At 36.5% G+C, this 24,200-nt stretch carries 23 protein-coding genes; 8 read left to right on the top strand and 15 right to left on the bottom strand.

What is annotated here, in order from left to right:
* A partial coding sequence (locus C5L23_RS07310; protein ID WP_133264678.1) for a KxYKxGKxW signal peptide domain-containing protein occupies positions 1–301 on the bottom strand: 301 nt, incomplete at its 3' end.
* A 380-nt stretch (positions 302–681) separates the two neighbouring features.
* Between C5L23_RS07310 and C5L23_RS07315 the strand changes: the two genes are divergently transcribed.
* Entirely contained in the window at positions 682–1,542 is an 861-nt protein-coding gene (locus C5L23_RS07315; RefSeq protein WP_010008490.1) for a helix-turn-helix domain-containing protein, read from the top strand.
* Between the two features lie 26 nt (positions 1,543–1,568).
* Here C5L23_RS07315 and abc-f read toward each other — a convergent pair whose 3' ends face one another.
* Both abc-f and C5L23_RS07325 read right to left on the bottom strand, forming a co-directional pair.
* Positions 1,569–3,077, bottom strand: coding sequence for a ribosomal protection-like ABC-F family protein (gene abc-f, locus C5L23_RS07320; RefSeq protein WP_010008491.1), 1,509 nt, complete (start codon positions 3,075–3,077; stop codon positions 1,569–1,571).
* A gap of 271 nt (positions 3,078–3,348) precedes the next feature.
* Positions 3,349–4,188: an aldo/keto reductase gene (locus tag C5L23_RS07325; protein WP_010008492.1), complete on the bottom strand. Its 840-nt coding sequence runs from the start codon at positions 4,186–4,188 to the stop codon at positions 3,349–3,351.
* Positions 4,189–4,375: 187 nt separating this feature from the next.
* Between C5L23_RS07325 and C5L23_RS07330 the strand changes: the two genes are divergently transcribed.
* On the top strand, positions 4,376–5,587 hold the full coding sequence (locus tag C5L23_RS07330; protein WP_133264587.1) for an MFS transporter: 1,212 nt from the start codon (positions 4,376–4,378) through the stop codon (positions 5,585–5,587).
* A gap of 105 nt (positions 5,588–5,692) precedes the next feature.
* Here the strand turns inward: C5L23_RS07330 and C5L23_RS07335 are convergent, their stop codons facing one another.
* The 6 genes from C5L23_RS07335 to C5L23_RS07360 all read right to left on the bottom strand — a co-directional run bounded on the left by C5L23_RS07335 (position 5,693) and on the right by C5L23_RS07360 (position 10,312).
* The gene (locus C5L23_RS07335) at positions 5,693–6,211 is read right to left on the bottom strand and encodes an Asp23/Gls24 family envelope stress response protein (protein ID WP_010008494.1); all 519 of its coding nucleotides are present in this window, start codon (positions 6,209–6,211) and stop codon (positions 5,693–5,695) included.
* Positions 6,212–6,226: 15 nt separating this feature from the next.
* Positions 6,227–6,442 carry a DUF2273 domain-containing protein gene (locus C5L23_RS07340; RefSeq protein WP_010008495.1) on the bottom strand — a complete coding sequence of 72 codons (216 nt, stop codon included), beginning with the start codon at positions 6,440–6,442 and terminating at the stop codon, positions 6,227–6,229.
* A 9-nt stretch (positions 6,443–6,451) separates the two neighbouring features.
* Positions 6,452–7,012, bottom strand: a complete 561-nt coding sequence (gene amaP, locus C5L23_RS07345) for an alkaline shock response membrane anchor protein AmaP (protein WP_010008496.1) — start codon at positions 7,010–7,012, stop codon at positions 6,452–6,454.
* Between the two features lie 32 nt (positions 7,013–7,044).
* Positions 7,045–7,290 carry a GlsB/YeaQ/YmgE family stress response membrane protein gene (locus tag C5L23_RS07350; RefSeq protein ID WP_029508711.1) on the bottom strand — a complete coding sequence of 82 codons (246 nt, stop codon included), beginning with the start codon at positions 7,288–7,290 and terminating at the stop codon, positions 7,045–7,047.
* Between the two features lie 171 nt (positions 7,291–7,461).
* On the bottom strand, positions 7,462–9,135 hold the full coding sequence (locus C5L23_RS07355) for a glycoside hydrolase family 13 protein (protein WP_010008498.1): 1,674 nt from the start codon (positions 9,133–9,135) through the stop codon (positions 7,462–7,464).
* A gap of 10 nt (positions 9,136–9,145) precedes the next feature.
* Complete coding sequence (locus C5L23_RS07360) at positions 9,146–10,312, bottom strand: MFS transporter (protein WP_133264589.1); 1,167 nt, start codon at positions 10,310–10,312, stop codon at positions 9,146–9,148.
* 245 nt (positions 10,313–10,557) lie between these two features.
* Here C5L23_RS07360 and C5L23_RS07365 point away from each other — a divergent pair, with 245 nt between their 5' ends.
* The 4 genes from C5L23_RS07365 to C5L23_RS07380 all read left to right on the top strand — a co-directional run bounded on the left by C5L23_RS07365 (position 10,558) and on the right by C5L23_RS07380 (position 13,925).
* Entirely contained in the window at positions 10,558–11,556 is a 999-nt protein-coding gene (locus tag C5L23_RS07365) for a LacI family DNA-binding transcriptional regulator (protein ID WP_010008500.1), read from the top strand.
* Between the two features lie 135 nt (positions 11,557–11,691).
* Positions 11,692–12,159, top strand: a complete 468-nt coding sequence (locus C5L23_RS07370; RefSeq protein WP_010008501.1) for a hypothetical protein — start codon at positions 11,692–11,694, stop codon at positions 12,157–12,159.
* Positions 12,160–12,290: 131 nt separating this feature from the next.
* Complete coding sequence (locus tag C5L23_RS07375) at positions 12,291–13,367, top strand: guanine permease (RefSeq protein WP_010008502.1); 1,077 nt, start codon at positions 12,291–12,293, stop codon at positions 13,365–13,367.
* Positions 13,368–13,370: 3 nt separating this feature from the next.
* Positions 13,371–13,925, top strand: a complete 555-nt coding sequence (locus tag C5L23_RS07380) for a phosphoribosyltransferase family protein (RefSeq protein WP_010008503.1) — start codon at positions 13,371–13,373, stop codon at positions 13,923–13,925.
* Positions 13,926–13,974: 49 nt separating this feature from the next.
* Here the strand turns inward: C5L23_RS07380 and C5L23_RS07385 are convergent, their stop codons facing one another.
* Positions 13,975–14,523, bottom strand: a complete 549-nt coding sequence (locus C5L23_RS07385; RefSeq protein ID WP_010008504.1) for a TetR/AcrR family transcriptional regulator — start codon at positions 14,521–14,523, stop codon at positions 13,975–13,977.
* Between the two features lie 151 nt (positions 14,524–14,674).
* On the opposite strand from C5L23_RS07385, the gene C5L23_RS07390 reads away from it, so the two are divergent.
* Entirely contained in the window at positions 14,675–16,414 is a 1,740-nt protein-coding gene (locus C5L23_RS07390; protein WP_133264591.1) for an MFS transporter, read from the top strand.
* Positions 16,415–16,454: 40 nt separating this feature from the next.
* Here C5L23_RS07390 and C5L23_RS07395 read toward each other — a convergent pair whose 3' ends face one another.
* The 4 genes from C5L23_RS07395 to C5L23_RS07410 all read right to left on the bottom strand — a co-directional run bounded on the left by C5L23_RS07395 (position 16,455) and on the right by C5L23_RS07410 (position 22,291).
* Positions 16,455–17,912 (bottom strand): glycoside hydrolase family 1 protein, encoded by a 1,458-nt coding sequence (locus C5L23_RS07395; RefSeq protein WP_010008507.1) that lies wholly within the window; start codon positions 17,910–17,912, stop codon positions 16,455–16,457.
* Positions 17,905–19,794 (bottom strand): beta-glucoside-specific PTS transporter subunit IIABC, encoded by a 1,890-nt coding sequence (locus tag C5L23_RS07400; protein ID WP_133264593.1) that lies wholly within the window; start codon positions 19,792–19,794, stop codon positions 17,905–17,907. Before C5L23_RS07400 ends, C5L23_RS07395 begins: the two co-directional genes overlap by 8 nt.
* A 107-nt stretch (positions 19,795–19,901) precedes the next feature.
* Positions 19,902–20,759: a BglG family transcription antiterminator LicT gene (gene licT, locus C5L23_RS07405; RefSeq protein WP_133264595.1), complete on the bottom strand. Its 858-nt coding sequence runs from the start codon at positions 20,757–20,759 to the stop codon at positions 19,902–19,904.
* A gap of 200 nt (positions 20,760–20,959) precedes the next feature.
* A complete protein-coding gene (locus C5L23_RS07410) occupies positions 20,960–22,291 on the bottom strand; it encodes an amino acid permease (RefSeq protein ID WP_133264597.1) in 1,332 nt (443 codons plus the stop codon).
* A 118-nt stretch (positions 22,292–22,409) separates the two neighbouring features.
* Between C5L23_RS07410 and C5L23_RS07415 the strand changes: the two genes are divergently transcribed.
* A complete protein-coding gene (locus tag C5L23_RS07415; RefSeq protein WP_133264599.1) occupies positions 22,410–23,300 on the top strand; it encodes a LysR family transcriptional regulator in 891 nt (296 codons plus the stop codon).
* A 45-nt stretch (positions 23,301–23,345) separates the two neighbouring features.
* On the opposite strand, the gene C5L23_RS07420 is transcribed toward C5L23_RS07415, so the two are convergent.
* Positions 23,346–24,164, bottom strand: a complete 819-nt coding sequence (locus C5L23_RS07420; RefSeq protein WP_133264601.1) for a glycerophosphodiester phosphodiesterase — start codon at positions 24,162–24,164, stop codon at positions 23,346–23,348.
* Positions 24,165–24,200: the final 36 nt, after the last annotated feature.

Raw genomic sequence — 24,200 nt, forward strand, 5'->3', positions numbered from 1 at the left:
GTGTTACTTGTGCTGCAGCCTTGTCTGTTGCTGTTGTATTAGCTGCTGTATCCTGTGTTACTTGTGCTGCAGCCTTGTCTGTTGCTGTTGTATTATCAGCTGTCTGAACAGAAATCGTATCCGTTTTATGCGATACATCTCCTGCGTCTTTGACCAATGTTATACTATCATTTTGTGTATTATCTGCACTAGCCTGTTGTATAAAAGCACCAAATCCAACTACAGAAAAGATACCTGCCGTCACTAATGCTTTCCCAGATTTGTATAACTTTTTCCTGACCAGTCTCATTTCATCTCTCATCCCAAATATCTCCTTAAAATATAAATACAGTGACTGTTACTTACCACGAAAATCGGCATATTAAAAAACACACATTTTCCAGTATGTTTTTAATATTGGATCATTCGTGATGCTCTGCTCAGTTACAATATTCCACTACATATTTTTCGTGAATAAATGGTGCCGGATAACCATTAACATTTTCTAGTATGTTATTATTCTTATTAAGATAGATGTGACTAAATTATAAGTAAACGGATGATTAGTGGCTAATGATTAACGTTTAACATTTTATCAAAAAATATTTAATTTAATATTGCAACCCAACTGCACTAATATACAGTGGAAAAACTTTCGAAATCTGGAATATGCAAAATTGAATAATTTTAATTGGTAAAAAAATGAACAATAATCATGGATCAGTCATCAAAGAAATTAGAAAACTCAGAGGGATATCGCAACAACAATTAGGCCAGTTAATTGGCTCCCAATCAATGGTATCCCGAATAGAAAATAACAAAGCAGAGCCAAGTGATCATACCTTGCTGCTGCTTTGTCATGCACTCAATATATCTTTTGATGAATATTTTGATATGGTCTATGGTACTCATGCGTCCGATACCGAACGCCTATTTGATTTTGTATCGCAAGCGTACAAAACTAATAATCAAAATGATCTTAAAAAATTGTATATCTCATCTTTGCAAGCAATAAAAAGAAATCCAGATGATGTCAGCCTCTTTCACAAATACATGGTTGTAAAAGCAACGTTATATCATCTGGATTTTAAATTAACAACTGAACTTGAACAAAATAGGTTAATCGATTATTTCTTTCAAGTACCAAAATGGCAATACTATGATCTTCGAATTTTAGAACACACGCTCTACGTTATTGATGTCGATAAAATAAAACCTTATATTACCGAAATTATTTATCAAGATAATTGTGACCATTTTTCAGAATCCGTTTCAAACACTGTTGGTCAAACCATTATTAACTTATTAGAAGCAAGCATTATGCAGAAAAAGTATCATGTTACAAAATACTTACTTACCCAAGTTCCCTTATGGCAACCTAAAAGTAAAAACTTCAAATTTCAGACCTGGCTTTTATTTTGGACCGGTTTTTTTGAGCAGCAACAAAATATAACAGCCAATACACATGAGAAGATTGAACAAGCATATCAAATTGCTACTTATGTCGATAGTCAAGAGACGCTCAAAATGTTTGATCGTTTACTTAAATTACTACATCACTAATACTAAAAAACGATAATGGCTACCCGTTACTTACCATTATTCAAAGATAAAGTTAGCGTTTTTGTTGCCACATTTTTTAAGAAATGACGATCATGCTCAATGATTAGCATCGTGGGCTGTATCTTTTGGATTACTGCTTCTAATTGTTGCTGATTAAAAATATCTAAATAATTTAATGGTTCATCCCATATGAACAGTTCTGCTGGCGTCACTAAAGACTGTGCCAAAGCCACTCGTTTTCGTTGCCCCATACTCATATCTTCGATACGATTTTGGAATACCTGACGTTCTACACCTAGTTGCCACAAATTATTCAAAAAATCTGAATAATTCAATGCATGTTGATCTGCAAACTCACGTAGCGTCCCTTGATTATTATCATAATCTTGAGATAAATAACTTACTGCTAATCCTTGTAGCCGACTTGTTATCCCAGTGGCTTCACCATGAAAAGCGTCAAATAAATATTGAATAATAGATGATTTACCTGAACCATTAGAACCTTGAATTGCAAGCCGTTGTCCCTTTTGAATTTCAAAAGAAATTGGATCAAATAATGGTTGATTATTGTAACTTAATTGTAAATGCTCAACTGTTAATATTTTTTGACGATGTGATGGTTTAACATTCATATGCAATGATTTAACATATTCAACGTCTTTCAATAATTGCGCCTTCTCATTGGCTTGTTGGCGCATACGTTTCATCATCGTTTGAGAGCGTTTCATCATCCGTGCCGAGCGTGCACCAATTGCACCAGTATCAAAAATAGCCCCACTTCCCGGCTGATTTGGAGAACCTAACTTGTCCCTCTCTCGTCCTCTTGACCATTCAGCCTTCTGCACAGCAGTCTGTTTCAGACGAGTAATTTCCTTTTTGAGTTTTTCATTCTGCGCTGATTCAAATTGATCGCGTTGCTGTTTTTGCTCCAGATAAGTTGAAAAATCACTTTGGTACAATACTAATTGACTCTTTTCAATTGCCAGGACGTGATCAACAACCTGATCAATAAATAATTGATCATGACTAACAACAATAAAGCCCTGTTGTTTATCATGTAAATATCGTGCAACTTGTTGCCTAGATGTTGCATCTAAATGATTCGTTGGCTCATCAATTAACGGATAATGTTGATCATCTACAAACAATAAAGCTAACAAAATTTTTGTTTGTTCGCCACCAGATAAGCTTTCAAATGGTCGCCACAAACTATCTAAGTTCATATTAAGTAAGGTGATTTCCTTTTCAATTTTCCATAATTCAAAATGAGATAAATCCTGTAAAACATCATATGTCAATTTTGTTTTATCTGTCACTTTTTGTGGAAAATATATGAAATCCAGCTGATGTTCAATTTTACCTTTGTAGTGATAGTCGCCCATTAAGAGGCGGAGTAAAGTGGTTTTACCACGCCCATTACGTCCAACTAGTCCTAATTGCCATTCAGATTGCAAAACTAAACGCGTTTGGTCAAATAAATATGATGCTTGTGTATCGAAACCAAAAGTTAAATTCTTAAATTCAATCGTTGTCATATTAGTCCTTTCAGCCCACCTTATTGGTGAGCATATTAGGATTTTCAGAATGAATATTTAAATAATTGGACACAAAAAGACCCACTATCAAAAATTATCCCAATTCTGAAAATCTGCGTACATATCCTTTAAAATCTAAAAGATAACATGTTCATACAGTTTCAAAATCAGTTTAATTCTTCAATAGCGGATCCTCCATTTGATTAATATGCCACCAGATTATCACATTTTAAAAAATAAGGCAAATCATACAAATACTCCGTATACAATATTACTCAAATTCTTCATATGTGTTTGGATCTTGATTATCAATTCTACCATTTTTCTGTGTTAACGTATCAATTAACGCCATATCTTGATGCATTAATTTAAAATCAAAAACGGCTAAATTATCACGTTGATGTGCCAAATTTTGTGATCTTGGCAATGGCACTACGCCTTTATCTAGATGCCACCTTAATATAATCTGGCTAGGTGTTTTATGATATTTACGAGCTAAATCTACAAGTGCTGCTTCTGATTTAGCCTCATTGTGGCGTCCCAGCGGGCTCCATGCCTCTGTAACAATATTCCGCTTTTGATTTTCATCAATCATTCGTTGATTAATCCAATACGGATGTACTTCAATTTGATTTACTGCCGGAACCACCCCAGTTTCTTGAATTAAATGATCCAGATGCTGTGGTTCAAAGTTGGATACGCCGATAGATCGCACTAAGCCAAGTTGTTGCGCTGTTAGCATAGCTCGCCAGGCTTCATCATATAGATTGCGTTGCGGTAATGGCCAATGAATTAAATACAAATCAAAGTAAGCCAAGCCCATTCTGCACAACGATTCTTGAATGGCATCAAGTGTATCTTTGTAATGATGATATTTTCCGGGTAATTTTGTTGTCACAAAAAATTCAGATCTTCTGACACCTGAGCGTCGAATAGCTTCACCTACAATCCCTTCGCTATCATAATTAGTTGATGTATCTAATAATCGATAACCGCTTTGAATAGCAGCTAATATTTGATTGAGACCTTGACCACCCCTAACTTCGTAAGTTCCCAAGCCAACACGGGGCATCATATTCCCATCATTCAACATTACTTTTTCAATCAACATAGACCTCCTTGTCGTATAATAACAACTCGAATTTGCATTCATTTTAACATTCCCCAAAATAATATGATGCATAAACGCTCACAAAATCATCGTAAACATGACGTGCTTTTGATTTATTTCATTAAAAACTAGTATACTTTTAGTAATAGTATAATTATTGTTTTTTAAGACATTGGAGAGTTTCAATATGCAAAAAGACGAAAAAAAAGCATACCGTGAGTGGCGACGCACCTTTGTAACGCTTTGGCTTGGCTGCTTTATGACTGGGTTAGGGTTTTCAATGACGATGCCTTTTCTGTCACTATATATCGCAACATTAGGTCATTTTAGTCATTGGGAGCTCAATGTTTATTCTGGTATTGCTTTTGCTGTCACATTTTTAGCGCAAGCGATTGTCTCACCTTACTGGGGTAATTTAGCCGATCGAAAAGGTCGCAAATTAATGTGCCTACGCGCCTCATTGGTGATGACCTTTACAATCTTTTTAACTGGTTTAGCAAATAGTGTTTGGATGATTATTGCTTTGCGACTCATTCAAGGTGCATTTTCCGGCTATGTCAATAATGCCACTGCATTTATGGCTGGTGAAACTGAACACGGTCGTTCTGGATCAGTCATGGCAAACATGATGACAGCCAGCGTGACAGGTAACCTCATCGGACCGCTAATTGGAGGTACTTTAGCTGATTTGTTTGGCTTTAGAATTCCTTTCTTTATTACCGGTGTTATGATGGGAATGGTCTTTTTGCTCACATTATTTAATACACAGGAACACTTCAAAGCCAATACGGCTAAAGTGCTCAAGCCAATGAAAGAAATATTTGCCAATCTTAAGAATACGAATATGATTATCACGATGTTTTGTACCACATTAATGGTCCAAGCTGCTTTAATGTCAGTCGCCCCCATTATCAGTTTATTAGTGAAAGACCTAATGGGTAATCAAGGTAACGTATCATTTGTTAGTGGTGTCGTTGCTGCAATGCCAGGTTTTGGTACATTGCTCATTGCCTCAAGACTCGGACATCAGATGGACAAAACTGGTCCAATCAAAGTATTATTAGCTGGCTTAGCTTTCGCAGGAATTATTTTTATCCCTATGTTCTTCGTCACATCCCCTTGGCCATTAGCTGCTTTAAGATTTTTGTTCGGCTTGGCCAATGCGGCAATGCTTCCCGCTGTACAAACAATTTTGACAATCAGTGTCCCACGCGAAGCTTTCGGGAGAATCTTTAGTTATAACCAATCATTCCAAGCAGCCGGTGGCGTTATTGGCCCCTTACTTGGTTCTGTCGTATCCGGTATATTAGGTTATCAGTCTGTCTTCTTGATTACAGCATGTATGCTACTCTTTAACTTTTATCTCGTCTTCCGCATTCGAAAAGTCAGCACAGAATAATATTCAGTGTTTTAATATAACAAAAAAGTCTATGCTTTTAGCAATGCTAAAGCATAGACTTTTTAAGTCAGTGTTAATCTACCACTGACTATTGATTATTCATAACTACTTAACTCGTGCAGGTTCCTCGTCTGATTTCATGGTATCTTTTGCTTTGTCGATTCCCTTAGAAGCTGATTTACCAACACTAGATGTGACATCTTGTGCCTTATCTTGCAACGAAGTAGACTTTTTATCGAACTCTTCCTTTTTCTGGATATCAACAACACGAACATTCACTTCTACAACATCTAGTCCTGTAATCTTGTTAATCTCGCGTGAAATAGTACTTTTGATGTCATCATATACACGTCGTACATCCGCACCGTATTCTACAATAATGTTCAAGTCGACAGCAACCTGTTCTTTTCCGACTTCAACGCTAACACCGTCGGTGGGATTATCGGTATTCACCAATTTATTCTTAATATTTGAGATAAAGCCACCATCGATGTCTAGTAAACCACGTGTCTGTTCCAGAGCAATGCCCGTGATTTTTTCAATTACTTTATCGTCATAAGATAGCTCGCCTTTAATATCACTGCTACTTTTTTCTGGTGTTGATGTTTCATTAATTTTAACCATATTCATTCTCCTTCTTTATCTACGTTTTAATACTGACACAATCGTTTCAAAAACCACTGCCAAACTCAAATCATGTTTTCGCATATAAAAGCCGATAGCATAACCAACAGATGATAGTAAGACTAACAAAACTGTTTTCCAAAAACCAATCGTCAAAAACAATACGGCGACAACTAGTCCAACTGACAATCCAATAAGCGGTTTCCAACGATGAAAATCAAAATTTTCCATGTATTCACCTCACACAACTCTTGGATTTTTTCTACTATGATCAGTTTGTCGATGAACGATGATTTTAGTTTTCACATCAATATCATCCTTACCAATTAAACCATTCACTTTGCGATTAATTTCTGTCACCAAATCTTCATAAGCACCATTAATCTGTGATTTTTTAGCCGTCATGCCTTTAACGATAATATTGACCTGACGCTGACGTATTTTCACTTTGATTTTAGTACTATCAATACCACGCCCTGAAACAATTGTGTGAACAAAATTCGTTATACTACGATCGGTGAGTAATAATTGCCCTTCTTGGCTCTTAGTCATTGTTAAATTATACTGTGGCTTTGGATAAAGCCAAACAACTAATAAACCTAAAATGAGTGCTCCAAGTAAGCCTATCACAAACCAATAATAATATAGCGACCACTCTTGTCGATCTAATGGTAATTGTCTCATGTAGTCATGAATATTTTGGTAAAACGGAAACGCTCGTCTTGTTACAGCAATTGGTAATAACGCTGCGATGTACACCAACCCAACTAAGGACAGCAGAAGCTTAATCAATTTATTCATAGACCCTCCTGCATATGTGTTTCACAACTCATTTATGACCGACTACCAACAATCCAAGATACTATAGCTACTAATACTACCGCACCAATAATAGATGGAATAATTGCCATTCCTGCTAGTGAAGGACCCCATGATCCAAGTAGCATTTCACCTAACCATGAGCCAATAAGACCTGCAGCGATATTACTAATCCACCCCATCGCGGCACCTTTACTTGTAATTGCACCAGCTATTGCACCAATAATAGCCCCCACAATCAATGTCCATAATAGTCCCATAATATCTCCTTTCTTACTTACACGACTCAGTTACTCAACTCAGAAGTTATTTCCAACATACGATAACTTCTTTACACGTTCAGACTAACATAATGATATTTGCCAAACAAATAATATGATTATCGGTATGCAAAACAAAAAAAACATCACGTCCCGTGATGTTTTTTATTGTTACTGAAATAAGAATACTTTGGTTTCGTATGGTCTTAGTTGATCACTCTGATCATCATCATAATTGCTAATCAAACACTGCTTGGCATTACGCTGCCCGTAATCACGTACAACATCTCGATCAGTAAAGTTACTCAAAACGAGCAATGTTTGCCCATTATAATGACGACGGTAAGCAAATACTTCATTGTCTTCTGGATCAATGGCTTCATAGCTACCATAGACAATCAATTCACTCTCGTGGCGTAGTTGAATGAGTCTTTGGTAATAATAAAAGACAGAATCATCATCTTCCAAAGATGCCTCGACATTGATATCAGTATAATTTGGATTAAGATTAAACCAAGGTTTTCCAGTTGTAAAACCAGCGTTTTCTTCAGTTGACCATTGCATCGGTGTTCGCGCATGATCACGCGACATGGTTGCGAAATAGCGCATCATCGTTTCCTTATCAACAATCTTGTCTTCTAAAACAAACTGTTGATAAGCATTCAAAGTTTCAATATCTTCATATTGAGAAATGTCGTCAAATTTAACATTCGTCATACCGATTTCTTCACCTTGATAAATATATGGTGTACCTTGCAACATATGTAAAGTTGTGGCTAACATTTTAGCTGCTTTGACACGATATTTAGGGTCATCTGTTGCAAATCGTGATACAGCACGTGGCTGATCATGGTTATTCCAATACAAGCTATTCCATCCCTTGCCATCAAGACCAAGTTGCCACTTAGATAGCGATGCTTTAAGATCAGTCAGCTTAATCTTTTCATCATTCCATTTCGTTAATCTTTCATCTGGATTGGGCGTTAACGCAACGTGTTCAAACTGGAATACCATATTCAGTTCATTTCCAGACAAATTAGTGTATTCTTGTGCCTTTTCAGGTGTTGCACCTGGCATCTCACCAACAGTCATCACATCATAATGGGACAAAACTTTACTATTCATTTCTTGCAAAAATTCATTCAGACGCGGACCATTAGCAACAGCTGTTGCATCAGCATAAATGGCATTATCTGGTTTTGGTATATCTGGTAATCCAGCTTCTTTGGATATCAAATTAATCACATCCATTCGGAACCCATCAATTCCCTTGTCTAGCCAAAATTTCATCAAATCCCATACTTCATTACGGACAACTGGGTTTTCCCAATTCAAATCTGGTTGAACATCGGCAAAAAGATGCAAATAGTACTGTCCAGTAGCTTCGTCAAATTTCCAAGCTGAACCACTGAAGAATGATCCCCAATTATTAGGTGCTTGACCATCAACAGGATCATGCCAAATGTAATAATCGCGATATGGATTATCTTTTGATTTTTTACTTTCAATAAACCATTCATGTTGATCAGATGTATGATTAACCACAAGATCCATCATAATCTTCAATCCCAACTTGTGCGCCGTTGCTAGCATCTCATCATATTGTGCCATGGTGCCATAAGTTGGTTGGATATTCCGATAATCGCTAATATCATAACCGTTATCTTTGTTAGGTGAACAATAAATTGGATTTAACCAAATCACGTCTGCACCCAAACGTTTAATATAAGGTAATCGTTGCGTTAGACCACCAATATCGCCAATACCATCACCATCACTATCCTGAAAACTCATTGGATATACTTGATAAACAACTGCTTCTTGCCACCAATTTTTCTTCTTCATCATTCATTTCCTACGCTTTCGTTATTTTAGAAACACTTCTACTAATCCACTGAAAAGCTACAATACCAACAGTTACGATTAATAACACAATAAACATACCGATAAAACCATTACCACTAATTTTTGCTAATACCCTAACACCAATTGGGCTAATAAACGATCCCAAGTTACAGCCGATAAGCAAAACTGAATTACCTAAAGTTTCTGAGCCAGCAGGTGCAATCTTAGATAATAAATTAAATGCATAAGTACCAGCTAATGGATAAGAAAAGCCACACAATATTGTACCTAATGACACAATATATAGATTACCACCTGTACCGATCAGAATAGCACCCAACGCCATTAAAAAAGTACCAATGGGTAGCGTCATGTAACGTGCCACTTTGTATATACGTCCAAATAAAAATCCCATTGCCATACCAGCTAAAGTGTTCAAAGAAATAATCAGACTAGCCGTTGTCGCTGATCCCAAAGCACCACGAACGATGATACTTGGTATCTGCACAATAATTGCTGTTGAACACATCACCAAGAATAGGAGTAATAGGGCTAGCAGCACTACTGGCAAATTAATTCTTTGGTGTGCCTCTTTGTTTTCGTCATCAATTTGTGGTTCTGGTACATATCGCCAAAAGAAGATCATAATTGGAAATGCCAAGCCATAAATCAAGAATGCCATATGCCAATTAATTAACAACAATAGGCCGACAACTAAATTCAAAATACAGACACCAAGCTGTTCCATTGCAGAACGATTACCTAGCATTTGTGCTTTATCATGGCCGCTAAACAATAAATCAATAACCGTTATTGCCAGTGAATTAAATAGACCAATACCAATACCTAACAATAGTCGCGATATAAATATTGCTTCAAAACTCTGACTAAATACAGGAAATATACCAGCTACGCCTGTAATCATTAAGCCTAGCGCAATTGTTCGCTTAATACCTATCTTCTTTGCAATGGTACCTGAGATTAACAAGAATAACATAATTGTAAATTGCTGAACAGTTGCAATCATATCAATCATTTCCAATGAGATGTTGGGAAAATTCTTTGCCATTAACGGTAGTGCTGATGAAACTGCCGGACCAGTCGTAATAATTAGAGATATTGACAGTACCGCGTAACGCATCATACCAGTATGTGACGCGGATATTGCTTTTTTCATGATATTAACCTTTCTCAAAATGTGGTGGATTGCATTCAATCAAGCATTATTCAAAAATAATATTAAATATTTGCCTATTGATTGAATAACTAACGTGTTTAATCAAAATCGTGTAAACGTTTACACAAAGTACTATAACACTTTTATGCAAACGTTTGCAATAGTTATTATATTTTTTATTTTACTATTTTGCACGACTACCTTATAGTTAAACTAATGAATCTAAAATAAGCTAGGTAACAATTATGGCTACTACAATAAAAGACATCGCCCGCGTCGCTGGCGTCTCTCCATCAACTGTTTCACGTATATTATCGAATAAGCAAACATTATATAGTGGCTATGCCACCGAAACCATTACCCGGGTTAAACAAATTGCTGAAGACTTAAATTATCGAAAAAATCGTTCAGCAATTGAGTTAGTAACTAAAACAAGTCAAGTATTGGGAATTATTTTATCGGCAACTCCGACTAACTTTGCGCAAGAGATTATTTCTGGTATCCAAAAAGAAGCTTCTTTACACCATATGGATACCATTATTGCTTATGCTGGTGAAGATGATGACGCCTTACAGCTTCAGGCACTCAAAACAATCTCTGAAAGAAGTGTTAAGGGGATTCTCTTACTCGGTATTACACTTAGCCCAACTAATGAACATTTCTTACGTTCTGCTGATATTCCCTATATATTTCTATCAGTTGCTCAATCTGAACCAGATTTACATTTCATTGCATCAAACGATTTTGATATTGGGTATCAAGCAACCCAATATCTCATTAATCATGGCCATCATGATATCGCTTTTGTTGGTGCTAATCTTGAATCTTGTGTGGGACATCTACGTCTTGATGGCTATCGTCAAGCGCTGAAGGAGCATCATATTACTTATCACGACGATTATGTGATCGGTGGTAATTGGCTTTACGTTGATGGTGTTCATGCCGTCAATATTTTACAAACGCAAGTTAACTTAACTGCTATTTTAGCTGGAAGTGATTTAGTCGCTGCTGGTGTAATGAATCGTGCACGTCAATTGAACCGCGTCATCCCTTCTGATTTATCAGTTATGGGCATTGATGGCACACTACTGTGTGACGTTATTTATCCACAATTAACCAGCATTAAACAATCATTTTACGAAATGGGCGTTCAAGGTACCAAACAAATTATCGAAAAAACTCACATTGAGAGTGCCTATACATCGATTTCTATAAAAGATGGTGCCAGTGTTACAACACACTAAATAAAAAACATCAGTGTCCCTCGACACTGATGTTTTTATTTTATAATGCGCAAATCATCATTATCTTGATAAAAGCGTTAAAATAAAAAATGAAAGGATGATTACTAGAACGTAATCAACATACTTAACAACCATATGAAACCTAATAAAATTAATTTACAAAATATTCCTACAAGGATTAAAGTTGCAGCACTCCTGAATATCTTGTTTATGATTATCACTGTTATTTATAATGTTTATTTGTATCATCATAATCATATGCTTAAATCTATGCCTGAACGTAAGTTCCCTCTTCAAAATAACTACGCTTGGCTCACTGCAAATAATGGTACGTCAATTCATTATTTTGTATTTGGTCTATTGATTCTTGTGATCCTCACCAGCTTTAGTTTTTACTTCGTCATGAAAACGATTAAAGCCGTGGATGTCGACCGTAAACATTTTTCATTCTTGTTGGCCATCATCAGTAGTGTTATGACACTAATTTTAACAATCATTATGATTGTACAATTGGCTTCACCAATATTGGCAGCTTTACTCGTTATCCTCGCTTTAACTGGCGCCATTATACTAGGTAGTAAAGCTTCACAAAATAAAAGATAATAAAAGACGAACTTTATTTCGTTTATAAGCGAAATATTTACAATATAAACAAATTATAACGAACTTAAATCTCTTTTTATATGCTATTATATGATTTATGAATGAACATCACATATAGGAGATTTTTTATTATGCACTGGTTTCAAGACTTCATTGCAGCCATCAGTGTCGTGCTTAATGGTATTCCACAAGGTATCTTAGCCATGTCATTGGGGTTCGCTGTTTTTCCAACCACTTTTTCTTTTGTCTTTGCCTCAGCTGTCAACGGTACTTTTGGCTCAGTAGCACCGCTTTCTTTCCAGGCCGAATCGCTTGCATTAACTGGCGGTCTAGGTAAAGATATGCGGGAGCGTGTTTCCATCGTTTTCTTTGGTTCCGTTATTATGGCATTTATTGGCTTTTCAGGTATGTTGACCAAAATTGTTGATTTCATGGGAGCGCCCATTATGGCCGGTATGATGGCAGGTGTTGGTATCATGTTAAGTCGAATCGCAATTAATATGGCAAAAGATGATAAGCAAGTCGGCATTATTTCAATTTTAGTCGCTGGTTTGACATATATCTTGACGCAAGATTTAATTTGGACAATTGCACTATCCGTTATTTTATCTAGCTGTTATGCCCGTTTTGTCCAAAATTATGAACAAACATTGCCTGCCCATATTACTGCCCGTAAATTTACCTTTTATAAACCTAAGATGAGTTTCAATATTTTACGTGGTGCCTTGAGTCTGGCCTGTTTGAATATTGGCGCTAATATCTCATATGGTTTAATTACTGGATCGATGACTGGTATAAAACCCAATCCAGTAGATCTTAATTTATTAACGTCAACACAAGCACTAGCTGATATGGGTACCAGTCTTTTAGGTGGTGCGCCTGTAGAAGCCATTATTTCAGTTACTGCTAGTGCCCCTGAACCAGTTATAGCCGGTATCATGATGATGCTTATGATGGCTATCATTTTATTTACTGGTTGGTTACCCAAAATTGGTAAATATGTTCCGAGTACATCCATTGCTGGTTTTTTGTTAGTTCTTGGCGCCGTCGTTATCTTCCCGGCTGATGCTGCAACAGCTCTAGGTGGAACACAGATTATCATTCCAGCAATTACATTAGTTGTCACCGCAATTATTGATCCTTTTGCAGGACTTTTGATTGCTGGCATTTTGAAATTCTTATTGCCCGTCGTAGGTTTTGGAGCTTAAAACATGATATCAAAAAATTATACTTTAGCAATCGGTCACGTAAAACGTGACCTCCCCATTGTACCGATCAACTCAACAACGAGTATTGCGTCATTTGTTTTGCTCGGCGATGCAGAATTAGCACATGAAGCAGCGCAACAATTAAAAAATCGATTACCTAAAGATTTCGACTGTATTGTCACGATGGAAAGTAAAGGTATTCCTTTAGCACAAGAATTAGCTGTACTCATGCAGCAACCACGTTATGTCGTCCTACGCAAGTCTGTTAAAAGCTATATGAACTCACCACTGACGACAGACGTTTCAGCAATTACAACACAAGCACATCAACAACTTGTCTTGGATCAAAATGACGCTGATTATTTGCAAAATAAAAACATCATCTTATTAGATGATGTTATTAGTAGTGGTGGTTCCTTATTAGCTGCTGAAACCTTATTACAGCAGATCAATGTTAAAATTATAACCAAAGCGGCTATATTGGCTGAAGGCGATGCCGCAAAACGCGACGATATTGTCTATCTTCAACCCCTCCCTCTATTTAAACCTGATGCATGATAATAGATAATTTGCACGGCATTCTAACTGAATGCTTTTTTATTTTGCATCAAAATTGAGTGGCATGTATTAAAGTACGTGCTACTTTTTCTGGGCTTTCGGGTTGTGCTTTAACCAACCACTTATTTAAAACATTAAATAATCCACCGATTGAGAAGCTCATAATATAATCAATTTCTTCTTGGTTTTCTGTAAGATGCCACGGCGCATCAAACATTGTATAAACTCCCGAAAGTTGCTGCGTCATCTGCAATGAAACACGATAAAAAAGTTGCTGTTCAATGAGTAGCCTAACAATATCACGTTCTTGCCACCAAAATTCAAAGAAACGCTGCCATATCTCTTCAAATGGTGTGTGTACCATATCGATTTTTTGGCATTCAGTAATATAATCTTGTGTTTTATTGTGACAATAATAATCAATCAAATCATCTTTATGGTCAAAATATCGATAAAAAGTTCTACGTGATAGCCCTGCTTCTTGACAAATATCTGCAACTTTAATCGTTTGATAATCTTGCTCCTGTAATAATTTAACAAGTGCTTCCCATATCCAAAGGCACGACTGCGCTGCTTGTCGTTGTTTTCCATTTAGCATAACAATTCTCTCTTCCTGCACATAAACTCATTTATGTAGCACTTTAACATCATGTATTGTAAATCCTTGCGTCTTGAGTATACTAAACCCAGCAATAAATGTCACACATGTAACCAATTCCAACATTTGTGACACATAAAGGAGAATAACAATGCAAAAAGTAAGACCAGTATTACCGTTGCTCATTATCGGTAATATTCTGTGCATGATGGATGTTTCAATTGTGACCATCATTATGCCAAAATTACAAAGTACCTTCAATGTCAGTTTAGATGATTTATCCTGGGTTATTAATATTTACACCATTATCTTTGCTGCATTTATTATTCCATTCGGTCGCTTAGCCGATAAAATGGGGCGTAATAAATTAATTTTTATTGGTTTATGTATTTTTGGCCTCGGTTCATTAGGTAGCGGGACTGCTGTAAATCTTAATGTGCTACTGATTTTTCGTGCGATTCAAAGCTTAGGTGCAGCAATTATTATTCCAACAAGTATGGTGGTTGCACTAGAACTCACTGATAGCAAAAATCGTAATAAAATAATGGGTATTCTTGCTGGATCACAAGGTTTAGCCGTTGCACTTGGTCCATGTGTGGGTGGCTTTATTTCACAGTACTGGGATTGGCGATGGGTCTTTTTCATTAACATCCCCTTCATCATATTAATATTATTACGATTACCCTTTGTACTATCTATCAAAAATGAACAAACCATTCAAACTAAAAACGACTGGTTTGGCACTTTTTTGAGTATCATTGCACTCTTCACATTATCCCTGGGATTAATTAAAGGCAATAGTTGGGGTTGGCATAGTCAGATTATTCTACTCTTATTCCTTATTGCCTTACTAGCATCTATTCTATTTCTATTCTGGGAACGACATATCGCACATCCTATGATTGACTTATCTTTATTCAAAAGTCGTAATTTCAACGCAGCCTGTTTTGCTTTGATTTTATGTAATTTCTTTCTAGGTGGCATGGTCGTTCTCATGCCGACATTTTTAACTAAAATACACAATCTTAGTGAAATCCATGCAGCGCTCTTAATTACGCCGTATTCCGTTTCCGTTATGATCGCTGTTGTTTTGTCAGCATTACTAGCGAAAAGAATCAATCACAAATTCATGATTGGCACTGGTTTTTTACTCATTAGTGGGAGTTATTATGTTCTGAGTCAACTTCCGGATAAAGACTACGTCCTACAATTAATTATAAGTGACATCTTATTAGGTATCGGTTTTGGGATGGTTGCAGCTATCGCGAATATCATGGTTATTGCTGACTTCCATGGTGTTCAATTAACCTCATCGCAGAGTGTGGCCAATGTTTTGCGTCAAGTTGGTTTAGTATTATCTATTGCTGTTTGCATGTCGCTATTAACGAGTTATCTTACTACCGCCAAATCACATACTTTAGCTTATAGCTATGATCGACTGGAAACCCTTCATTTAAACCAGCAACAGCAGAAAACTATTAAAAAGAAACTAGCTCAAAAACTTAATGCTAACCACCAATCAATCAATTCTAATCAAAGTAGTATCAAAGTACCCAAAGTCGTAATATCTGAAGCCAAACGACATACACTTATCAATACGCATTATCAAGATGCTTTACAACATATTGCCACACAGAAAAAAGTGACGGTGGATCAAATACCAGCATCTACCAAAGCCCTAATACGACAACAAATAACACATACAGTTAATACAACAATTAATCAAAAAGAATCTACCATTCATGCAAAAATTCAGCATTTTACGGTTGATGTGCATCGTCAACTCAAAAAGAACGTTGCTAAAGCCTTTCTAAACGTTTATCAGGTTATTTTCCCAATCGCATTATTATCAATAGCTGTTATTTTTATATTTAAACCGAAACATCAATGATACAAAAAAAAGGCCGTGATAGCTCACAGCCTTTTTTGTTTTATACCAAATCTTCACCGTTTGTCGCGATAACTTTTCGATACCAATCAAATGAGTCCTTTTTAATGCGCTTTAATGTGCCATTACCATCATCATCTTGATCAACATAAATAAAACCATAACGCTTTGACATTTCTGATGTTGAAAAACTAATCAAATCAATTGGGCCCCACATTGTATAACCCATGAGATGGACACCATCAGCAATTGCTTCCTTCATTTGTTCAATATGTTGACGCAAGTAGTCAATACGGTACTGATCATGCACATGCCCGTTCTCTAATTTATCCAAAGCGCCCAAGCCATTTTCTACCACAAATAGTGGTTTACGATAACGATCCCACATTGCGTTTAAAGTAATCCGAAGACCGATTGGATCAATCTGCCAGCCCCAATCCGATTCTTCCAAATAAGGGTTACGACCGCCCACAACCATATTCCCCATTGAATCAGCACTTTGATCATGTTGGGTGACATTTGTCATGTAGTAACTAAAGCTAATAAAGTCAACAGGATACGCTGCCAATAGCGCTTGATCCTCATCCGCCATCTTGATTGTGATACCATTTTCGGCAAAATAACGATTCATGTATTCCGGATATTCACCGCGTGCCTGTACATCAGTAAAGAAAAGATTTTTTTGATCTTCCAACTGTGCTGCGCGAACATCAATCGGATTTGGTGTCCCTGGGTATGTCTGCATTCTCGCTAACATAGCACCTATTTTAGCTTGTGGATCAATTTCATGTAACTGTTGTGTCGCACGCGCGCTCGCAACAAATTGATGATGCAAAGATTGATAGCGAATTTGCAGTTGCTCTTTTTCAGATAGATGTTTATCAATAGCACCTGTTTCATGGAATCCCCAGGTACCAGTGTTAATTTCATTAAATGTTAGCCAATACGGTACCTTGCCTTGATAGCGCTGAAACACAGTTTCTGTGAAACGATTAAACGCCGTAATTGTTTCTCGACCAGCCCAACCATTATATTTCTGTGTTAGAGCAATTGGCATTTCATAGTGTGATAACGTAATTAAAGGTTGGATATTATATTTAGCAAGCTCAGCCAAAACCCTATCATAAAAGGCTAAACCAGCCGCATTAGGCTGTGCATCTTCACCATTCGGGAAAATACGTGACCAAGCAATTGAAAAGCGATAAACTTTAAAGCCCATTTCAGCAAATAAAGCAATATCTTCTTGATAATGATGATAGAAGTCAATGCCACGTCTTTTAGGATACGCAACATCAGTGGTGTCAGCTAATGCCACCTTTAATGTTTCTGCTGTAACGTCACTCATCGACACTTGGCGTCGATCATCTGCTTTTTTAACAACTTCCGCTGTACTTAAGCCTTTACCATCAATACGCCAAGCACCCTCAACTTGGTTCGCCGCAGTCGCACCGCCCCATAAGAAATCTTTTGGAAATGACTTTGGAAATGTTACGTTATACATGTTTGATTTCTCCTTGATCCATTGTTTCATTTTTAGTGTTCTTTTCTGCTAAGGATATCACCCACTGAGTATCCTTTGTTGTTGTATCAGGTGTTACCGAAATATTATAATCTGGTGTATTGGTCACAATCATCATCACGGTAGTATCAAAGCCAGCTGTTTTAACTGCTTCTCGATCAAATTCGACAATTGCTTCCCCTTGGGTTACCTTTTGATTCTGTTGTACTAAGGTTGTAAAATATCGGCCATCTAATTCAACGGTATCAATGCCGATATGAATCAATACTTCTGCCCCATCTTTTGAAATAATACCAATGGCATGTCCAGTTGGGTAAACTGCACTAATTGTACCTTCAACTGGCGATTTAACAATATTACTAGTTGGCACTATTGCAACACCTTGCCCCATTACTTCTGAGGAAAATACCTCGTCTTTTACATTTTTCAAAGGGATGATCGTCCCCTCAATAGGTACTGCTAAATATTCATTCCCTGGCTTTTTTTCATTAACAACTACAGATGATGCTAATGTCTCTTTTGATCTTTGAATACCGAAGAAATAAGTCAACACAGTTCCTAAAATGAAGGCCACCGCCAAACCAATTATCACACTAGTAAAACCACTACCGAGATAAGTTGGCAAGGCTAATAAACTAGGAAGCGTAAATGAGCTGGCATGTGCTTGCCCGCCACCAGCGATAGCACCACCAATCGCACCTGCAATGGCAGCGCAGATAAAGGGACGCTTAAGTTTTAAAGTAACACCATAGATGGTTGGTTCTGTAATCCCTAATACAGCTGTTGCAACGGATGAACCGGCCAAAGACTTCATTTTCTTATCTTTGGATTTCAAGAAAACGCCTAGAGCGGCACCGGCTTGTGACAATACCGCAACACTCAATATTGGTAGCAACGGGTCATAACCTAATTTACTAATATTGTTCATCATAACTGGCACAAATGTCCAATGGACGCCGAAAATCACAAATACTTGCCAGAAAGCGCCAAGTATAGCACCTGCAACTGCTGGCGCTGTATTATAAATTGCTGATACGCCACTAGAAAGTAGTGTCCCGACACTAGCACCTAATGGTCCGACAACAATCATCGTTAATGGTGCCATAATCATTAGAGAAAATAGTGGCGTAAAGATGTTGCGCACAGCTTCTGGAAATACTTTATTTAATACGGGTTCTAAGTATGATAGAACCCAAACAGCTAGTAAAATCGGAATGACACTAGATGTATATGTGGTAGGAATAACTGGTATACCAAAGAAATTAATTGTTTGGGCACTGCCAGATATCGCCACTAATGTTGGATAAACTAACGTCGTTGCTAAGGCAACAGCAACGAATTGATTCACTTTCAAACGTTTGGCTGCTGTAAAAGCAAGCAATACAGGTAGGAAGTAGAAAAAGCCATCTCCTGCTGCATACCATATTTGATATGCACCACTTTTATCAGTTAGCCAACCAATTGCAACGAACAAAGCAAGCAGACCTTTTAGAATACCAGCACCAGCCATAGCACCCAAGAACGGTGTAAAGACACTAGAAATAAAACCAATAAAGCGATTCATTATATTTTCTTTTTTGTTAGTAGTAGTTTCAGTATCTTGATTATCGGTATTCTCTAAATCGGCTAATTGCGCTAGTGGCTCAAAAACTTTAGCCACTGCATTACCAATGACGACTTGATATTGACCGGCAGACTTGACAACAGTCACGACACCATCTAGATTTTCTATTTTTTGTGTATCGGCTTTACTTTCGTCTTTTAATTTGAACCGTAGCCGTGTCGCGCAATGCCAAGCAGTATTAATATTCTCTTTACCACCAACACCTGATAAAATTTCATTTGCTAATAATTTATAATCCATTATCATTCACCCTTTATAACCACAAAACCCAAGCCAATGCGAACTAACGTTAAAAACGCCGTTCATCATTAACTTGGGTTTTGCCTAATTGAATAGTTACAATCCCTTCAATCGTGCTGATTGAGTTCATTTATGATTCTTTGAATGTGTATCGTAATATAAACTTGTTCATTAACAGAAACATCGCGATGCAATTTAGTTTGTACGAATTGCATAATTTTCTGTGTACATTTAAATGCTTGTGGGTATTTTTTAAAGATATGTTCGTACAAAACATCATCTGGTTGTTCTGATTTCTGATTTTTTGCTGTCGTTGTGATCCGTTCCACGAAGAAACGTAAATGGACAAGAAATCGCTGATAACTAATACTTGTTTCATCTAATTGAATTTGTAATTGGTATTGCACAATGGTCAAAATATCACGAATCAATTGGGTCATTTCTGTACCCTTTTTAATATTTGATTGTGAAGAGGTCCGATTTTCAACAAATTTTAAAGCAATAAAGCCTGCTTCATCTTCTGCCAACGTAATACCAAATTCCCGCGTAATTAATTGTAGTGCTTCTTGACCAACTGTATACTCCATTGGATAAAAATGTTGAATTTCCCATAATAATTCATTTCGAATCACAATGTCATCTCTTGCTCTTTGGATGGCAAAATGAATATGATCCGTCACTGCAATTAATAGATAAGCATTGAACTTAGTATTTAATTTATCCTCTGCCAACCGAATAATTTTGGATGAGATTTCAAAGTATTCTGGAGGAATATCATGAATCAATTCATTAAATAATGATAACCAGTGTTCTTCTGTTGGTGTATAAATTTTATCAATCTGGTTTTCATTAATTGCTTGGCCAACTTTTTTTTGAAATCCAAGACCTTTTCCAATTAAAACAACTTCATGTCCATTATTTTCAGCCAGCAACACATTATTGTTAAATATTTTCTTTATTTCCATCAACCACTTCCTGACTTTCAAATATGTAAAAATAAAAACCTAACAATAAATGTCGAGACGTTTCCCCTAAAGGTTCATCTCAAACAGTATATCGTTAGGTTTTGCCCGTTAGAACGGTTACAATCCTTACCACATTTAAATTGTACACTATTTTGTAAGCGGTTTCAATAGACTTTTATCTTATTTATTTTTCAGCCAAATTATTGATACTTTCGTAAGCTAACAAAGAATAACACAGCAAACCAACAGATTGCTAATAATGTTGTAATCATTGTACCTTTAGACAATAATAATATTAAAAAAATTGTCCCCATAAATAGAATGGTTAGGTAATTTGTTATAGGTGCGCCTGGCATTTTAAATAATTGTTGCCCTTTATGATAATCAGCCGATTTTCTATATTTGATATGCGCTACCATTAATGTGGCGTAAATAACAATAAATGTTGCCGAAGCAATGGATGTCACAATACTAAATGCATCATTTGGGAATAAGTAGTTAATCAACACGACAGTTGCAACTAGAATGGTTGAAAATGTGATAGCATTCATTGGAATCGCACGATGATTTAATTTCGAAAACATACTTTTTTTGTCTGACAAAGCAAATAACATTCGGCCTGTGGTAAATAACGAACTATTGAGCGAAGAGGCCGCTGCCGTTAGGACCACAAAATTAATGATCCCCGCTGCCGCAGGAACACCAATTCCTGAAAATACTTGTACAAATGGTGACATCTCTGAACTATAATGAGTCCAGGGTTGAATCACCATAATGGCTAATAAGGCACCAATATAAAAAATTAATATACGGATAATAATCGAATTAATCGATTTAGGAATTGTACTTTCAGGATTCTTTGTTTCTGATGCTGTAATCCCGACAAATTCTACACCCAAGAAGGCAAAGAACGCCATTTGAAATGCAGACAAAACATCATGTCCCTTATCCGCAATTAGTCCATGTTCCCATAAAGTAGACAAATGCGTTATACCCGATTCAGTACGCGTGTGTAAAATAACCATGATAACACCCGCTGCAATCATCGCTAAGATAGCCACAATTTTAATCATTGCAAACCAGAATTCAGTTTCGCCAAAGGCACGCACGGCAATGATATTAATGCTGTACAAAACAGCTAAAAATACAATACCCCAAATCCATATCGGAATGCTTGGAAACCAGTAACGCATATAGTTACCAATGGCAGTTAGTTCAGCCATCGCAATGACAATCCACCCTAACCAGTAGGTCCATCCCATAATAAATCCAGCTCGCTCGCCTAGATATTTTTTAATAAAACCGATAAAAACAGTTTGATTTGTATCTGATAAAAGTAACTCACCTAAGGCACGCATCATTGAGAATACAAAAAATCCAGTCACAATATAAATCAATAAAATGGTTGGTCCGGCTTTTTGAATAGATTCTCCAGCGCCCAAAAATAGCCCTGTACCAATTGTGCCTCCTAGGGCAATCATATTAACATGACGCCCCGAGAGGTGCCGTTCAAGTGAATGATTCTCACTCATTATATTTCCCCCTATAAATTAAAATATCAACTTAATTTATGTTAGATTATAATTTATAATAAGTAAAACTCAACTTTTTCAATTTTAAATGAATAAAAGTATTCTAAGGATGTACATTTTGACAAATTTCGCTTATAAAGTATTTACAACCGTCGTCACGCAACAGTCTTTTTATAAAGCTTCGCTCCAGCTAAATGTTACCCCCAGTGCTGTCAGCCACTCTATTAATCAGTTAGAGACAACTTTAGGGTTTCCACTCTTCATTCGCAGTCGAACAGGGATGCGGCTAACGGATGATGGCCAATATATTCTGCCCTATATTCAAGAAATTATCAATGCTGATGACAAATTGCTACAGATAGCTGATAATATCAAGGGACTTCACGCTGGTAACATCAGAATCGGCGCTTTTAGTAGTGTCTGTGTGAACTGGCTGCCCCATATTATTCGCTCTTTTTCTCAAAAATATCCTAAAATTAAAATTGCCATTGCCCAAGGTAGTTTTAGCGATATTTCTAAAAAAACCAATGTTGGAGAAATCGATATTGGTTTTACAACACTCCCTGTTAATGAAAACTTGATTGTCTTACCATTAATCTCAGATCCAATTAGGTGTGTTACACCTTCTTCTTTCGTACCCAAAAATCGTCATAGTATTACCAAAGATGATTTAATCGGTCAAAAATTCATTTTACAAAAAATGGATTATGATCGTGATACTAAATTAGCACTTGATTATTACAATGTTGAGCTCAATTCGATTAATTTTTCTATAGATGACCAATCGATTATTTCAATGGTCGAAGCTGGTATCGGCCTTGGTATTTTGCCTGATTTAGCATTGAATAAACTTAATGGTGATATTAATGTCTATCCTTTCAGTGAAACCTTTACACGTCAGGTTGCGCTCGTTGTGAATAAGAATCAAATGACATCCCCCTCTGTCGCTGCAATGGTGAAGCATATTGAATCCTTCATTAAAGATTCAATCGTTAAATCTTCACTTTGAACAAATAAAAAAGCAACACATCATTTGTGATTGCTTTTTTATTGGTTATTTGAAATAAATTGTTGCTGCTTTCGTATTATCTGTCACAATAGCTTGAGCACCAATACTTTTTGCATGGACAAAGTCTGATTTACTATTTGAATCGTTGACCATCAGCATCTTATGATGCTTATTGAGGAATGATACAGTTTCACGATTCACTAGCGATTGATTCAGGGCAATAAATTGAACAGCTGCTGGCAACTGGCTAACAGTTTTTTGCCAATCTACTTTGGATTGATTGGTATTTTTGATTTGTAATATTTCAGGGGCTTGTGGTAGTGATTGGTGCATATAACTCAAACTATTAACATCCGTCGACTGCAACAAAACATGATTTGTCAGATGATTTCTTCTAATAGAAGAGATAATCCCCCGTTCCAAAAGCTCATGATGATTATTTTGCTCTTGTATCGCAATAACATAGTTGGTCATAACACCGTATTTATCAAATATTTGGTTAAGCGTATGCACCGATTCACCATTATGATATTTATGATGCTGAATGGTCCGATAATTCGAATCCGTGATATTGATATTTTGACCAGTTGCTTGATTTAAATTATTGTCGTTAGCTACAACTAAATGATGGTCTTGACTCAAGAAAACTTTCTGGTCAATATACTGCACACCAGATTTTAAAGCAACATTATAATTTGCTAAGGTATAATCTTGACCTTGGTGACCAATAATTAAGGGCTGATGTCGCGACTGTTTAATATTAATTGGTTGATGATCACGCCAAATGCCATAAATAATTGTTAGCATCAAAACGAATAAAACAATAACTGGTAACTTCAATATTTTTTTAACATTATGCATCATGATTATCCCACAAAATTATTTTTCTTCATTGTACTC

The sequence above is a fragment of the Leuconostoc fallax genome (assembly GCF_004354645.1).
GTDB classification, from domain to species: Bacteria; Bacillota; Bacilli; order Lactobacillales; family Lactobacillaceae; genus Leuconostoc_B; species Leuconostoc_B fallax.